Below are 14,822 nucleotides of genomic sequence, written 5' to 3' on the forward strand. Positions count from 1 at the left end.
CAATGGAGAACACCATGGCAACGAAAGCGAAGGCTAACGGCGCGAAAGAAAAGTCGGGTCTCGAGGCACTGAGCCCGTTCGAACTGAAGGACGAACTCATCAAGGCGGCCGGCGGCGGCGCGACCACGCGCCCCGCCAATCTCGCGATGCTCAACGCGGGCCGCGGCAACCCCAACTTCCTCGCCACGATTCCGCGCCACGGCTTCTGGCAACTCGGGCTGTTCGCCATGCGCGAGTCGGAGCGCTCGTTTGCCTACATGCCCGAGGGCGTGGGCGGCTTCCCGCAGCGCGACGGCATCGTCGAGCGCTTCGACCTCTTCGTGCGCGAGAGCAAGGGGCAGCCCGGTATCAAATTCCTCGCGGGCGCGGTGTCGTATGTGCGCGACCAGTTGGGGCTTTCGGCGGGCGACTTCCTCTATGAGATGTGCGAAGGCATTCTCGCCTGCAATTACCCGGTGCCGGACCGCATGCTCAAGCTTTCGGAGATCATTGTCGGGCAGTACCTGCGCCGCGAGATGGTCGGCAAGCATCCGTTCGTCGGCGAGTTCGACGTGTTCGCCGTGGAAGGCGGCACGGCGGCCATGACGTACATCTTCAACACGATGCGCGAGAACTTCCTCATCAAGGCGGGCGACACCATCGCGCTCGGCATGCCGATCTTCACGCCGTACATCGAGATTCCGGAACTCAACGACTACCAGCTCAACGTGGTGCACCTGAACGCCACGGTGGAAAACAACTGGCAGTACTCGAAGAAGGAGCTCGACAAGCTGCGCGACCCGAAGGTCAAGGCGTTCTTCCTCGTGAACCCGAGCAACCCGCCTTCGGTGAAGATCGACGACGCGAGCCTCGAATACATTGCCGAGATCGTGAAGGAGCGTCCGGATCTCATCATCCTGACCGACGACGTGTACGGCACCTTCGCCGACAACTTCGTCTCGCTCTTCGCGCTCGCGCCGAAGAACACGATTCTCGTGTACTCCTATTCGAAGTACTTCGGCGCGACGGGCTGGCGTCTGGGTGCGATCGCCACGCATCGCGACAACGTGCTCGATCACACGCTCGCGAAGCTGCCGAAGGACGAGAAGAAGGAACTGCACAAGCGCTACGAGTCGATCACGACGGAGCCGGAGAAGCTCAAGTTCATCGACCGTCTGGTGGCCGACAGCCGTACGGTCGCGCTGAACCACACGGCCGGTCTTTCCACGCCGCAGCAGGTGCAGATGGTGCTGTTCTCGCTGTTCTCGCTCATGGACACGCCCGACGCGTACAAGAACGCGCTCAAGCGCCTCATTCGCAACCGCAAGCGCGCGCTCTTCGAGGAAATGGGCGTGCCCTACGGCGAGGGCGATCCGAACCAGGTCGACTACTACACGATCCTCGACATGGAATACATGGGCGAGAAGCGCTTCGGGCGCGAATTCGTCGACTGGCTGCTCAAGCAGGTCAAGCCGAACGAACTGCTGTTCCGTCTCGCGGAAGAGGCGCGCGTGGTGCTGCTGCCGGGCAAGGGCTTTGGCACGCCGCATCCGTCGGGCCGCGTGTCGCTCGCAAATCTCAACGAGTCGGACTATCGCAAGATCGGCCGCGCGGTGCGCAAGCTCACCGAGGAATACGTGCAGCGTTATAACGAGGCCACGGGCAAGAACCTCGATCCGACTGCGGTGAAGAAGTAAGCGCAGGCGGCGCGCCGCCGCAGCGAGTCTCCATACGTTTGAAGTCCGGGCCGCATCCGGCGTGGTTTGCCGGGTGCGGTTTTTTATTCGGCTTGTTGCCCGGCGGGCGTGCTGGCGCCGCTTGCGTGTTGTGCACCCTGCGCGGCGTGCACCCGCACGCTCTTGCGATGCAGCGCAACCGAAAGCGCCACGGCGGAAGCCGCCGCGATGGCGGCGAAGAGAAACACCGACCCATACCCGAACAGATTCGCCACGTAGCCTGCAAGCGGGCCGGTAATGCCCAGCGAGAGGTCGAGGAACACGGAGTAGGCCGAGAGCGCCGCGCCGCGGCTGGCGGGCGGTACGAGCCCGACCGCCTCGACGCCGAGCGCCGGGAACACGAGCGCGAAGCCGAAGCCGGTGAGCGCCGCGCCCGCGAGCGCGACTTGCGGCGTGGGCGCGAGCCACAGCAGCAAGAGGCCCGCGCATTCGCACGAGAACGAGACGATGGCGACGCGAAAGCCCCCGAAGCGCTTGATGGTGTTGGCGAACAACAGGCGCGCGCCGATGAACATCAGACCGAACACCGTGAGCGTGAACGCGGCGTTGGGCCAATGGCGCGCGGCGTAGAACAGCGTGATGAAGGTTGCGATGGAGCCGAAGCCCGCCGAGCCGAGCGCGAGGCCGATGCCGTGCGGCAGCACGCGCGTGAACACACTGCGGTACGACATGCGCTCGCCGTGCACGATCGGCACCGGCGCGATGGGGCGCGCAAGCCAGAAGCCCAGCGCGGCCATCGCGATGACCGAAATGCCGAGGATCCAGTAGCCGAGGGCATGCGCCATCACGACGCCCAGCGGCGCGCCGATCGCGAGTGCGCCATAGGTGGCGATGCCGTTCCACGAGATCACCTTCGCGTTGTGCGCGGTGCCCACGCGGCCGATGCCCCAGAGGATCGCGCCGGTGCCGCACAGGCTTTCGCCGCAGCCGAGCATCAGGCGGCTCACCACCAGCAGCGCGAGCGAGAGGCCGGGCCAGTGATCGACGAGCGTGCCGAGCAGCAGCAGCACGCCGCTCGCGCCGCAGATCGTCAGGCCGATCGTCACGGTTTTCTTGGGGCCGAGCGTATCCGCCGAGCGGCCGGCGAGCGCGCGTGAGCACAGCGTGGCGATGTACTGCACGCTGATCGCGGCGCCCGCGACCACGGTGCTGAAACCGAGGTCGTTGTGCACGTAGCCCGGCAGCACGGCAAGCGGAATGCCGATCGTCAGGTAGCAGAGGAAGGTGAAAAAGACGACCGGAATGATCTGCAGGGTCGTCGACGCGGCTTTGCGCGGGGGCGCCAAATCAGCGGACATGGGGAAAATGCGGATGGAAAACGGCGGGAAAGGCGTAATTGTCCCATGGAACCGGTTTTTATGCAGAAATTGAAAAGCCGTTCCGGCCGGCGGAACACGCGTTTTCTGCGCTGATTATGGCCTTTTGCGTCCGAGCGCCGGCCTGCGAAGATTCAGTCACATTGCGCGACGTTGGCGGCAATTCGCGCGGCAGCGGCGTGCTCGTCGGACCGTTCGTGCGGAGATATCGGCATCTGAACGGGTAATTAGTCAGTCGACTATGTCCGATATTCGCAAATTGGCTGCAAAATCGCGCAATCGAGACACTTCGACATAAGCACAGCCGCACCGCAGCACGCCGATTTATCGATCCAACGATATATTCCCCATGCTCCTCTAGCTATGGGTTGCCAATATTGGCAGTGATAGTTTTCGAACCGTCCACTCGAGCGGCACACGCCCTCTGCGAGCCGCAGCCAACGACGAGCCAGAAACCATGAGCCAGCCGATCCGCTTTTACCACCGCAACGCGATTCGCGAAGTCAGCGACGCGGGCGTCACCCGCACCGTTCTCCAGTACCTGCGCGAAGACGTGCGCTGCACCGGCACCAAGGAAGGCTGCGCCGAAGGCGACTGCGGCGCCTGCACGGTCGTGGTGGGCGAGCGCAACGAGGCGGGCGGTGTGAGTTTCAAGGCCGTCAACGCCTGCATCCAGTTCCTGCCGACGCTCGACGGCAAGGCGCTCTTTACTGTCGAAGACCTGCGCCAGCCCGACGGCTCACTGCACCCCGTGCAGCAGGCCATGGTCGACTGCCACGGCTCGCAGTGCGGTTTTTGCACGCCGGGCTTCGTGATGTCGATGTGGGCGCTCTACGAGAAGCATGGCCATGAGCGCGCGGGCCAGCCCAACCATGCTTGTGCCGCCAAGGGCGCGTGCAGCGTGCCTTCGCGCGACGAGATCGCCAATGCGCTCACGGGCAACCTGTGCCGCTGCACGGGATACCGGCCGATCCTCGACGCCGCCGAGCAGATGTTCCAGGCCGACGCGCCGAAGCAGCCCATCGACGTGAAGGCGCTCGCACAGACGCTCGCCACGCTCGAACGCATGGACACCTTCCACTACGAGAGCCGCGGCCAGCAGTACGACGCGCCGCGCACTGTCGACGCGCTCGCCGCGATCAAGGCCGCGCGCCCCAACACGCGCATTCTCGCGGGCAGCACCGACATCGGCCTGTGGGTCACTAAGCAGATGCGCGAGCTTGGCGACATCGTCTACGTGGGCCAGGTCGATGCGATGCGCCGCGTCGACGTGAGCGACGCGTGGATCGAGATCGGCGCGGGCGTGAGCGTCGAGCGCGGTTATGCGGAACTCGCGAAGCACTACCCGGAACTCGAAGAGATGTGGCAGCGCTTTGCCTCGCTGCCCATCCGCAACGCGGGCACGATCGGCGGCAACGTCGCGAACGGCTCGCCCATCGGCGACTCGATGCCGGGGCTCATCGCGCTCGGTGCGCGCGTGGTGCTGCGCGGGGGCGACACCGAGCGCGAAATGCCGCTCGAAGACCTCTACCTCGCCTACCAGAAGAAGGACATGGCCGAGCACGAGTTCGTGCTCGCGCTCAAGGTGCCCACGCGCACCGGCGCGCGCGCGAACCTGCGTTTTCGCACCTACAAGGTGTCGAAGCGCTTCGACTCGGACATCTCGGCCGTGTGCGCCGCCTTCGCCTATATCGCCGATGGCGACGTGATCCGCGAGCCGCGCATTGCGTTCGGCGGCATGGCCGCGACGCCGAAGCGCGCGAGCCACGCGGAAGGCCTGCTCGCCGACGCGCAGTGGCACGAAGCCACGGCCCAGGCCGCGATGATCGCGCTCGGCAAGGACTACGCGCCGCTGTCCGACATGCGCGCGACGAGCGACTACCGGCTCGAAGCCGCGAAGAACACGCTGTACCGCTTCTGGCTCGAAACGCGTCCGCATAACCCGCTTGCGCCGCAAGCGCTCAATGTACGCAACGTAGCCGCAGAAACCGCTTGAGACATTCAGGAATCGGAAAAGACATACGGAGAACGAGACAATGAACCAGCAAGCCGAACCGTTCCTGGACGAACTCAAGGCACGCGAGCCCTTCGCGCAAGTCCATGTATCGCGCCCGCACGAATCCGCGCATCTGCACGTGAGCGGCCGCGCCACCTATACCGACGACATTCCGGTCGTGGCTGGCACGCTGCACGCTGCGCTCGGGCTTTCGCAGAAGCCGCACGCCCGCATCGTTTCGATGAACCTCGCGAAAGTGCGCGCGACGCCGGGCGTCGTGGCGGTGCTCACGGCCGAGGACATTCCCGGCGTGAACGACTGCGGCCCGATCATCCACGACGATCCGGTGCTCGCCGATGGCGTCGTGCAGTACGTGGGCCAGCCCATGTTCATCGTCGTGGCGACGTCCCACGACACGGCGCGTCTCGCCGCCCGCCGCGCCGAGGTGCAGTACGAAGAGCTGCCCGCCGTGCTCACGGCGCAGCAGGCGCGCGCCGCGCAGCAGTCGGTGCTGCCGCCGATGAAGCTTGCGCGCGGCGAGGCGTCCACGCGCGCGGCGCGTGCCGCGCATCGGCATGAAGGCGAGATGCTGCTGGGCGGCCAGGAGCAGTTCTACCTCGAAGGCCAGATTGCCTACGCGGTGCCGAAGGACGACGACGGCGTGCACGTGTGGTGCTCCACCCAGCACCCGAGCGAGATGCAGCACCTCGTCGCGCATGTGCTGGGCGTCGCCTCGCACAACGTGCTCGTGGAATGCGGCCGCATGGGCGGCGGCTTCGGCGGCAAGGAATCGCAGTCGGGCCTCTTTGCCTGCTGCGCCGCGCTCGCCGCCTGGAAGCTCCTGTGCCCCGTGAAGCTGCGCCCCGACCGCGACGACGACATGATGGTCACGGGCAAGCGCCACGATTTCCACTACACGTACGAAGTGGGCTACGACGACCAGGGCACGATCGAAGGCGTGTCGGTCGACATGACCTCGCGCTGCGGCTTTTCCGCGGACCTTTCCGGCCCGGTGATGACGCGCGCGGTTTGCCACTTCGACAACGCCTACTGGCTGCCCGACGTGTCGATCGCCGGTTTCTGCGGCAAGACCAACACGCAGTCGAACACGGCGTTTCGCGGCTTCGGCGGCCCGCAGGGCGCGTTCGCGATCGAATACATCATGGACGATGTGGCGCGCACGCTCGGCCTCGATTCGCTCGACGTGCGCCGCCGCAATCTCTATGGCAAGACGCAGAACAACGAGACGCCCTATGGCCAGGTCGTGGAGGACAACGTCATTCACGAGCTGATCGACGAGCTGGTGGAAACGAGCGGTTATCGCGCGCGGCGCGCCGCGATTCGCGAATTCAACGCGAACAACGACGTGCTCAAGAAGGGCATCGCGCTCACCCCGGTCAAGTTCGGCATCGCGTTCAACGTCACGCACTTCAACCAGGCGGGCGCGCTCGTTCACATCTACACCGACGGCTCGGTGCTCGTGAACCACGGCGGCACCGAAATGGGCCAGGGACTGAACACGAAGGTCGCGCAGGTCGTGGCGCATGAGCTGGGCATCGAGTTCGACCGTGTGCGCGTGACCGCCACGGACACGAGCAAGGTCGCGAACACCTCCGCCACGGCGGCATCGACTGGCACCGACCTGAACGGCAAGGCGGCCCAGGACGCCGCACGCCAGCTGCGCATGCGCCTCGCCGCGCTGGCGGCGACCACGTACGGCAAGGGTGAAATCAGCGCCGCCGACGTGGGCTTCGCCAACGAGTCCGTGATCGTGGGCGAGACGATCGTGCCGTTCGAGACGCTGGTGTCGAAGGCCTATCTTGCGCGCGTCCAGCTCTGGTCCGATGGTTTCTACACCACGCCCAAGCTGTACTGGGATCAGGCCACGCTGCGCGGACGGCCGTTCTACTACTACTCGTATGGCGCGGCGGTATCGGAAGTCGTGATCGACACGCTCACGGGCGAAATGCGTGTGCTGCGCGCCGATGCGCTGCACGACGTGGGCGCGTCGCTGAATCCGGCGCTCGACGTGGGCCAGGTGGAGGGCGGCTTCATCCAGGGCATGGGTTGGCTCACCACGGAAGAGCTGTGGTGGAAGCCGGACGGCAAGCTCATGACGCACGCGCCGTCCACCTACAAGATTCCGACCGTGAACGACACGCCGGCCGAATTCAACGTGCGGCTCTTCAAGAACCGCAACGCGGAGGACAGTATCCACCGCTCGAAGGCCGTGGGCGAGCCGCCGCTGTTGCTGCCGTTCTCGGTGTTCTTCGCGATTCGCGACGCCGTGGCGAGCGTGGCCGACTACCGCTTCAATCCGCCGATGAATGCGCCGGCCACCGCCGAGGAAATCCTCAAGGGCGTGCGCGCCGTGCGGACGATGGCGCGCGAGGGGGCTGCGAAATGAATCGCCATCCTGAACATTGCGTGCGCGTCGATGCGCATCTGGACAAAGCCGGGCGCGTGATCATCGGCCGCCGCAGCACGCCGGTGCCGCACTACGGGCCGATGCACATCGTCCTGTTCGGCGCCGGCCACGTGGGCCACGCGCTCGTCACGCTGCTCGGTATGCTGCCGTGCGTCGTGCAGTGGGTGGACGAGCGCGACGAACTGTTCCCCGACGAGGTGCCCGCCAACGTGCAGATCGAGGCGACGGACACGCCGGCGGCCATCGTCGACGAAGCGCCGGCGGGCGCTTACTTCCTCGTGATGACGCACAATCACGCGCTCGACTTCGAGCTGACCGAGCGCATCATGCGGCGGCGCGATTTCGCGTGGTTCGGCCTCATCGGTTCGAAAACGAAGCGCGTGAAGTTCGAGCGGCGGCTCATGGAGCGCGGCTTGGAAGCGCAGCGCATGGACGAGATGACGTGCCCGATCGGCGTGACGGGGATCGTCGACAAGGCGCCTTCGTCGATCGCGGTGGCGGTCGCCGCGCAACTCATGCAGATGCGGGTGGCGCAGCGCCCGGCGGTGGTGAGAACGGTCGCGCTCGAGCGCGCCTGATCACAATTTCCTCGCAAGCGAAACGGGCGTCGCACAGGCCGTTTTTTTGTTAGGTTATCAAATCAATGTAACGCAGACTGAGGCGATTCGTTAGTGCATCTGCTGCAATGGTTTTGATTAACTCAGCATGATTCAAACCATATTTGCTAGTCATTTGAAAACGAGTAGTGGTCCCACTTCAAACGTCTCGATTTGCGCAGTACGTTGCGCGTTGGCGGGCCGCATGGCGGCCTGGGATTCGACAAATTTATCGATACGCCTATTGGCTATGCCATCTGGCGAAATGGTGATCCGCCGCTATAGACGTAGCGACTGTCTGACTTATCTCGGTCTTGTCTACAGCAGGGCACAGTTCCAGAACGCTTTTCAGGCCGATAAGTGCAGCGTCGGAGTCGGCTGGCGTCTCCCGCTGATGGCACGAGTCCGTCATACACGCTCGTGCCTTGCGTCGTGCCTACGAGTGGTCCGCGATGTGTTACGCTGGCCAGCGCAGTTCAACCGCCTGCCTTGTCACGGAGCGATGTTCGTCGAACAATCCCGCGTTGCTTGCCTCTGTGAATCAGCAACCTCCCCTGACAGTTAATGTTTGTCGCGAAGCGACACCCGGCACCATTGATAGACCAACACCCCCTTACCAATCCCAGCCCGGTAGGATGTGCATGTTGACAGGTCGAGTGTGAAGCCATTGCGCTCAAACATCGACGCAGCAGACGCAAGATCGGCTCGATTCTCCGCTGCAATATCGCGCACGTCGTCGACGCGCAGACCGAGTTCACAGGTGTTGCCATCTGTCGCTGAAGATACGACCGCGGCATGCAAGCGCAGCCGCGTTATAGTCCATCGCAGTGCATTGCAGCCTGCTTTGCCACGCGTTAGTCCTAGCCTACCCACGATCCTGTTCACGGCCGCAATATTGTCGACACGCCAGTTGTACTCGCCGTCGGTCAATGCATAGATCGGCCCGCCGCGCTGTCTTGCCAACTCGCGCATGCGCTCACTGAATGCGGGTGTGCCCGGGAAACTGCTCTCAATTTGCATGAACGCGACCTTGTCGGGAAACAGCGTCGCAAGCCAAGCCCACGCGCGCGAGCGGGTCGCTGCAAGTACTACTGTTGTCCGTTGTGGCTCGGCGATTGAAGGCACTTCGGCGTGCCAAAGCGGATCGGACCAGCCCTCGTGTCCCCAAGTGCGGGCACCTCCAACCACGACGACGGCGCTCGCGGTAATGATCAGCCAGCCAGCGAGATGGCGCGCCGGGCGATTCGGGAGCAGTTGGTGCAGCAGCACCCATACGACGAGCGGCACCAGTACCTCAATCGCCGCGATGTAGCGGTAGACGCTGAAGCCCTCCATCCAGACAAGATAGCCAAGCGCCACGAACAGCACGACAAATTGCGCGCGCGCGTCAAGGTTTGAGGCAACCTCGCGTCGCGAGATCATCCGTATCGCGCGTCCCGTAACCCACAGCCAGAATAAAACATATACGACTGGCCAGATGATCTGCCGGATTGATATTTCACCGAGCCTGTGCGAATTGAGCGAGAAGATGAACGGCCAAAATGCGGTGTCGAACCAACCATGCGGCCGCCAACGCGCGTCGCCCATCGCATCGGGCCGGGCGAGAGGATTTGGGAAGTACGCCCCGAACTGCGGGTATAGTGGATTGCCAAACGTCCGCCACATCTCGAACAGCCAGTAGCCGCCGGTTGCCGAAAAGCCCAGCAAAACACCCAGACCGAACAGAACCGCGAGACGCAACTTGACGACGGCGTACCTCGGATAAAACAATAGCGCCACGCACATCGCGACAGCATAGACGGCATTAGTGAGTTTCAGGCCCACACCTAAGCCAACGACGACACCACTGGCGACGACAATCGCCACCGTACGTACTGCCCACATACCTAGCTGTTGCCACCCGGATACGAGCATCAGCAAGCCACCGAGGCTGAAAAGTGCTGTCGTATCGTCGCCCATCGAATTGCCCAGCCCGGACAGAAAGTTCGCCGTGAGACACCCTGCCAGCGCAAGCAGCAGCGGCACGCGATGACGATCTCCTTCAGGCAGATCTGGTAGAACCCTTTGTGCGATGCCCAGTATGAAAACGAAGCTGAGGCCATGCAGCGCACCCATGAGGAACCCCACTAGCCGCGAAGGTAAATGGGTGTTCGCTAGATAGAACAGCAGGTCAAGGAGCGGGTTGAAGTAGGACTGGATGCCCGCGGGCGCGAGGTCAATCAGCAGCTTGTCGTGTAGCCGCGCATATGGGTTGTACATGTGGTAGTTGTACAGGTCCGGGTTCGCGTCGGCACCGAGCCAGAGTGAGTACAGACCGAAGCAGATTGGCACGAGCATGCGAGCCATGGCAATCGAACGCGGCGTATTTAAGTCGATCGCACGACGGCGCGCGAATGTCTCGAGAGAGCTCGAGTCGATCTTTGACATGTTCATCGTTGTTGTCGGTAACGGGAAGCACACCAGCGGGCGGACGCGAAGTTCACGGCGAGGTCTACGAGAGACTGGATAAGCTGTCCATGCTCAGTCTTCTTCCTGTCCTTGGGATCGAGCGATTATACGGCGGGCTGGTGGGCTTGCCGCTCCTGCGCCGTCCCACTGAACTCCTGTGGGATGTAGAGTCGTGCCTGATCAATAGCGATCGCAGCGATTCGGGATCGGCGAGCGAGTTGAGTTGGCCGAAGAGCGGCGTGAGGTGCGTGCGCGCCGCCCCGAGGCTTTGGCAAGCGACATTGAAAACCGCGCCGTTTGGCGCCGTCGCGAGAGCCCAGTCCCAGACGTTCTGCATGCCCTCGTAGACGCCTAGGATAACCTTCCCGCCTCTCATCGGTACAGCTTGAGCGAGATGTCCGCAATGACGTCCTTGAGTGCACCCCGGCCCGCGCGTATCCGAGATGCATGGCGCCCGCGCCGTTGACGGACAGGACCGCCCAGAGGCTTTAGTCCTGAAATTGGGCGATCCACGTATCAGCGAACGCGGCGGCGCTTTGATCATCGCGCTCTATGTAGGTGCCATTGGCACGCTTCACCGACAACAGGCGATTAACCTGTCCCTGCTTTTATGGCTTACCGATCGTGGATTTGGGGGGGCCTTTTGAAGTGTTTCAAGAGCGACTTCCAGCGATGTGCGGATAGCGCCCCTTGGCACGCCAGGTTGAAACTACTTTCGGTAAGATAGCTCCTTCCAAAATGCTGCCGCGAGGAAGGAATTGGCGATCGGAAAGCTCAGGTCAGTTCAGGTTCTGCGCGCGTTCGCTGCGCTCGGCGTCGTTGCGTTCCACACGAGTGGACCGGTAATTCGACAGGGATGGAGCGCTCACGCATTTCAGGCCATAACGCGCTATGGCCTCGCCGGAGTAGATGTCTTTTTCGTTATTTCCGGACTAGTCATGGTACTGGTTACACATGGCAAAGCAAATGGCACTGCCACCGCCTCGCAGTTCGCGCTTTCACGCCTACGTCGCATTGTCCCCATATACTGGCTACTCACCGCGCTGATGCTCGTCTTGGCAAATGTCGCGCCATCAATGTTCGCCCGACACTACCCGATCTGGCACATCGTCGCTTCGTTTCTGTTCCTCCCCGCCCGTGATCCGAGTGGTCTGATTGCGCCCGTTCTCAACGTCGGATGGACGTTGAACTATGAGATGCTGTTTTACGCATTGTTCGCGTTCGCATTGGTGTTTACGCGGTTCAGACTGATAGTGGTGACCATGATTCTGGTTGCGCTATCGCTTTGCGCGTTGTTGCCTCGCGAAGGCGTCGTCCATACGTTCTATACGAGCCCGACGATGCTCGAGTTCTGCTACGGGTGCTTTATAGGCCATCTGCTTGTGACAGGACGCCGCCTTTCGGCGTCGATCGGAGCGGCCTTCTTGATCGCGACGCTAGCAATACCAGCGGTGTTGGGCGTCAAGATGACTGATCTCAACAGGTTCATCACTTTCGGTCTGCCTGCGCTTTCTCTCGCCTGCGTGTTTGTGGCCATGGAATCGAAAATACGATGGTCGGGGCTACTGCAAAGAATCGGCGACGCGTCATACTCGCTGTATCTGACTCATATATTCATCATACCGGGCGTAGTGTGGGGGTTCGCGCGAGTCGATGAGCGACACCAGATTCCCGGCAATTTCGTCTGTGCTGTGATCGTCTTGTGCTCGGTGGCAGTTGGATGGCTGGTTTATGAAACAGTTGAGAAGCGGTTGCTTCGCGCAATGCCGACAATTGGGGAACGGCGTGCTGGCCAGCAACTGACAAAAGGTGGGTGAGTTCGAGTCCCGCCTCGAATTCGCTTCGTAATTTTTAAGGAGCCCTCGCCAGAAAGGATCTGCGGCCGAATCCTTTCCATTAATTGCGGCGCATCACAAGGGCCGCTGTGGCTATCGGCGGATCACGGCAGCTATTCGAAACGCTGGTCGATGAGGCGAATCAACGATGTGATGCTTGCGAAGGTCTCGGGCAGTTGGCGAGACTGACGTCAGCGCGACGCTTAGCAGGTTGCTGAAATACCTTCCGGGAGGGCTTCACAAAAAATTCCCGACCTCATAGGAAGTCCTGCATGCCGCTCGCGCGACTCCGGTAAGGGGTAGGTCACCCCTGAAAACTGCTTCTAAGCACCCTGCAAAACGGTATTTTAGCAACCTGTTAGTTCTATGCTCGGGCGCAGTGCGGTGAAAGTCGCATGCTGCGTTCCTCAGGGGCCCCGCTGCCGTAAAGGCAATGGGGCTATCCAAAACCACAAGCGCATTAAATTCAAACTAAAAGGGTGGGTCCTGTGCGATACAGGACCGAGCCCCAAGGTAACCTTGAGTCTGGAACTGTCCAACTTCGCGGGGTCGGTTTAGCGGGGCGCCCGTATCGCTTTGCTGGAAGCGAATGGCGCAACCGCGCGTTGGTTCAGGCCGCTTCGAGCGGCGGCGTGGGCGTCGCTTCGCTGGCCGCGTTCGCGGCCTTCTTCGCCCCGGCGCGCTTCGTGTCGCGCTCAGTGGTCAACGCTCCCGACACCGCTTCGATCAACCCGCGCAGCCATCCCACATCGCTTGGCCGGTCCGGCTGCGGATGCCACATCTGGTAGCAGTGAATGCGCGGAAACGCGAACGGCGTCTCGACGACGGCGATGGGCATGAGCCTCGCGTAATGCTGCGCGAAGCGCCGTGTCGTCGTGAAGATCAGATCCGATTGCAGCAAGACCTGCGGCACGAGCCCGAAGTAGGGCAGCGTCGCGACGATGCGGCGCTCGGCTTTCGCCTTCGCAAACCCCAGATCGATCGCGCTCGCATGCGAGCCCGTATAGGGCGTGGGCGCGAGATGGGGCGCGGCGAGATACGCCTCGCGCGTGAGTTCGCGGCGCGCGAGCGGATGATCCGCGCGCATCATGCAGACGACCTTGTCGGAGAAGAGGTCGCTGCGCGCGAAACGCGCCTCGGGCTTCGGCCAGTTGCCGATCACGATGTCGAGCTCGCCCGAGTCCAGCGCGCCGTGATGGTCGAGCGTGGGCGAGAGCGAGAGGATTTCCAGCCGTGCCGCCGGCGCCGTCTCGCGAAAGCGCGCGATCAGCGTCGGCATGAAGAAGTCGTTGAGGTAGTCGGGGGCGGCGAGGCGGAACGTGCGCTTCGAGCGCTCCGGGTCGAAGTCGCCGTGCGGCGTGGCGACGAACTCCACGTCGCGCAGCACGCGCTGTGCGTGCTGCAACAGCGACTCGCCGTACTCGGTCGGCACCATGCCGGCCTTGCCGCGCACGAGGATCGGATCGCCCAGGATCTCGCGCAGCCGGCGCAATGCCGTGCTGATGGCGGGCTGGGTCTGGTTCAGGCGCAGCGCGGCCTGCGTGACGCTGCGCTCGACCAGCAGTGTGCGCAGCACGCGCACCAGCCAGATGTCGAGGGTGAGGGCGTTATCGTCGTCCATGGGGTGTGGCGGGCAAGGGCGCGTGCGCGCAGACGCACATCGTTGCGCGCACGGATTCACCCGTAACCATATGCCTGCTCGCGCGCCACCGCCATAGGGCGCGCGACATGACCGGCATCAGAAGGGCGCGCTTTGGATGGTTCCGCGGCGCGTTGCCCGTCACTCGGTAACCGGCTTCGCGAGCCCCGAGGGCAGCGTGCTGATGCGCTTAACCTCGCGCGAGTCGAGCCAGTTCGGGCTGCGCGCGCAGTAGAGCACCATCGGCAAGGCGTCCTCGCCCCAGAAGAGCTGCTTGTTCATCCAGAAGGTCGGCACGCCGAACACGCCCATTGCGATCGCGTCGTTGGTGTTGCGGCGTAACTGCGCGCGCACGGCTTCTTCCTCGATCAGCGACTCGGCGTGTGGAATGCCCACACGCTCGCAAAGCTGCTCGAAGCCCTCGTCGCTCGACGGGTCACGCCCCTCGCGCCAGATGAAGCGGAAAATCTCGCGCACGCACGCGAAGTCGCCGCCCGCCGCGATGGCGAGCAGCATCGGCCTGACCGAGTCGAACGGGTGCGCGGGCGGCATCTTGAACGGAATGCCGAGCTGCTCGGCGCGAAAGAGCGCGTGCCGGTACGTGAAGACGCGCTTGGCCGGGACCGCGGAACCGAACGGCTGGCCCCAGTGCCGGTATAGCTCGGAAAGCAGCACGGGCGTCGGCACGAAGTCGAAGCCGGGCCACTTGTCATGCTGTTCCAGCAACAGATACGAAAACGGCGACACGAAGTCGTAGAACCAGGCCGGCTGGCTGGCGTCGATGCCGTCGATCATGCTGTTCCTCCGCTCTTGGGCGATATCCGGACCATTGCTTGCATGGCCTATTGT

At 63.1% G+C, this 14,822-nt stretch carries 9 protein-coding genes; 5 read left to right on the forward strand and 4 right to left on the reverse strand.

The genetic code is table 11. The features are described from left to right. Positions 1–14 precede the first annotated feature (14 nt). Positions 15–1,676: a bifunctional aspartate transaminase/aspartate 4-decarboxylase gene (locus M3A49_RS10380; RefSeq protein ID WP_266228596.1), complete on the forward strand. Its 1,662-nt coding sequence runs from the start codon at positions 15–17 to the stop codon at positions 1,674–1,676. An 83-nt stretch (positions 1,677–1,759) separates the two neighbouring features. On the opposite strand, the gene M3A49_RS10385 is transcribed toward M3A49_RS10380, so the two are convergent. Beyond that, positions 1,760–3,013 (reverse strand): MFS transporter, encoded by a 1,254-nt coding sequence (locus M3A49_RS10385; protein ID WP_266228597.1) that lies wholly within the window; start codon positions 3,011–3,013, stop codon positions 1,760–1,762. A gap of 475 nt (positions 3,014–3,488) precedes the next feature. Here M3A49_RS10385 and xdhA point away from each other — a divergent pair, with 475 nt between their 5' ends. The 3 genes from xdhA to xdhC are packed head-to-tail and all read left to right on the forward strand — an operon-like array spanning position 3,489 to position 8,033. Further along, a complete protein-coding gene (xdhA, locus tag M3A49_RS10390; RefSeq protein ID WP_266228598.1) occupies positions 3,489–5,027 on the forward strand; it encodes a xanthine dehydrogenase small subunit in 1,539 nt (512 codons plus the stop codon). Positions 5,028–5,067: 40 nt separating this feature from the next. Further along, entirely contained in the window at positions 5,068–7,434 is a 2,367-nt protein-coding gene (gene xdhB, locus M3A49_RS10395) for a xanthine dehydrogenase molybdopterin binding subunit (protein ID WP_266228599.1), read from the forward strand. Then, positions 7,431–8,033 (forward strand): xanthine dehydrogenase accessory protein XdhC, encoded by a 603-nt coding sequence (gene xdhC, locus M3A49_RS10400; RefSeq protein ID WP_266228600.1) that lies wholly within the window; start codon positions 7,431–7,433, stop codon positions 8,031–8,033. Before xdhB ends, xdhC begins: the two co-directional genes overlap by 4 nt. 579 nt (positions 8,034–8,612) lie before the next feature. Here xdhC and M3A49_RS10405 read toward each other — a convergent pair. Continuing rightward, positions 8,613–10,478, reverse strand: a complete 1,866-nt coding sequence (locus M3A49_RS10405) for a hypothetical protein (RefSeq protein WP_266228601.1) — start codon at positions 10,476–10,478, stop codon at positions 8,613–8,615. 779 nt (positions 10,479–11,257) lie between these two features. On the opposite strand from M3A49_RS10405, the gene M3A49_RS10410 reads away from it, so the two are divergent. Next, positions 11,258–12,316 carry an acyltransferase family protein gene (locus M3A49_RS10410; protein WP_266228602.1) on the forward strand — a complete coding sequence of 353 codons (1,059 nt, stop codon included), beginning with the start codon at positions 11,258–11,260 and terminating at the stop codon, positions 12,314–12,316. Positions 12,317–12,944: 628 nt separating this feature from the next. On the opposite strand, the gene M3A49_RS10415 is transcribed toward M3A49_RS10410, so the two are convergent. Beyond that, positions 12,945–13,955 (reverse strand): LysR family transcriptional regulator, encoded by a 1,011-nt coding sequence (locus tag M3A49_RS10415; protein WP_266228603.1) that lies wholly within the window; start codon positions 13,953–13,955, stop codon positions 12,945–12,947. A gap of 159 nt (positions 13,956–14,114) precedes the next feature. Next, entirely contained in the window at positions 14,115–14,768 is a 654-nt protein-coding gene (locus M3A49_RS10420) for a 2-hydroxychromene-2-carboxylate isomerase (protein ID WP_266228604.1), read from the reverse strand. Positions 14,769–14,822: the final 54 nt, after the last annotated feature.

It is taken from the genome of Paraburkholderia sp. CNPSo 3076, from assembly GCF_026343935.1.
Taxonomy (GTDB): domain Bacteria; phylum Pseudomonadota; class Gammaproteobacteria; order Burkholderiales; family Burkholderiaceae; genus Paraburkholderia; species Paraburkholderia nodosa.

Excerpts from the sequence above, each read along its gene's own strand:
- xdhC (WP_266228600.1), top strand. The coding sequence starts at position 7,431 with ATGAATCGCCATCCTGAACATTGCGTGCGCGTCGATGCGCATCTGGAC.
- xdhB (WP_266228599.1), top strand. The coding sequence starts at position 5,068 with ATGAACCAGCAAGCCGAACCGTTCCTGGACGAACTCAAGGCACGCGAG.
- M3A49_RS10415 (WP_266228603.1), bottom strand. The coding sequence starts at position 13,955 with ATGGACGACGATAACGCCCTCACCCTCGACATCTGGCTGGTGCGCGTG.
- M3A49_RS10380 (WP_266228596.1), top strand. The coding sequence starts at position 15 with ATGGCAACGAAAGCGAAGGCTAACGGCGCGAAAGAAAAGTCGGGTCTC.
- M3A49_RS10385 (WP_266228597.1), bottom strand. The coding sequence starts at position 3,013 with ATGTCCGCTGATTTGGCGCCCCCGCGCAAAGCCGCGTCGACGACCCTG.
- xdhA (WP_266228598.1), top strand. The coding sequence starts at position 3,489 with ATGAGCCAGCCGATCCGCTTTTACCACCGCAACGCGATTCGCGAAGTC.
- M3A49_RS10405 (WP_266228601.1), bottom strand. The coding sequence starts at position 10,478 with ATGTCAAAGATCGACTCGAGCTCTCTCGAGACATTCGCGCGCCGTCGT.
- M3A49_RS10420 (WP_266228604.1), bottom strand. The coding sequence starts at position 14,768 with ATGATCGACGGCATCGACGCCAGCCAGCCGGCCTGGTTCTACGACTTC.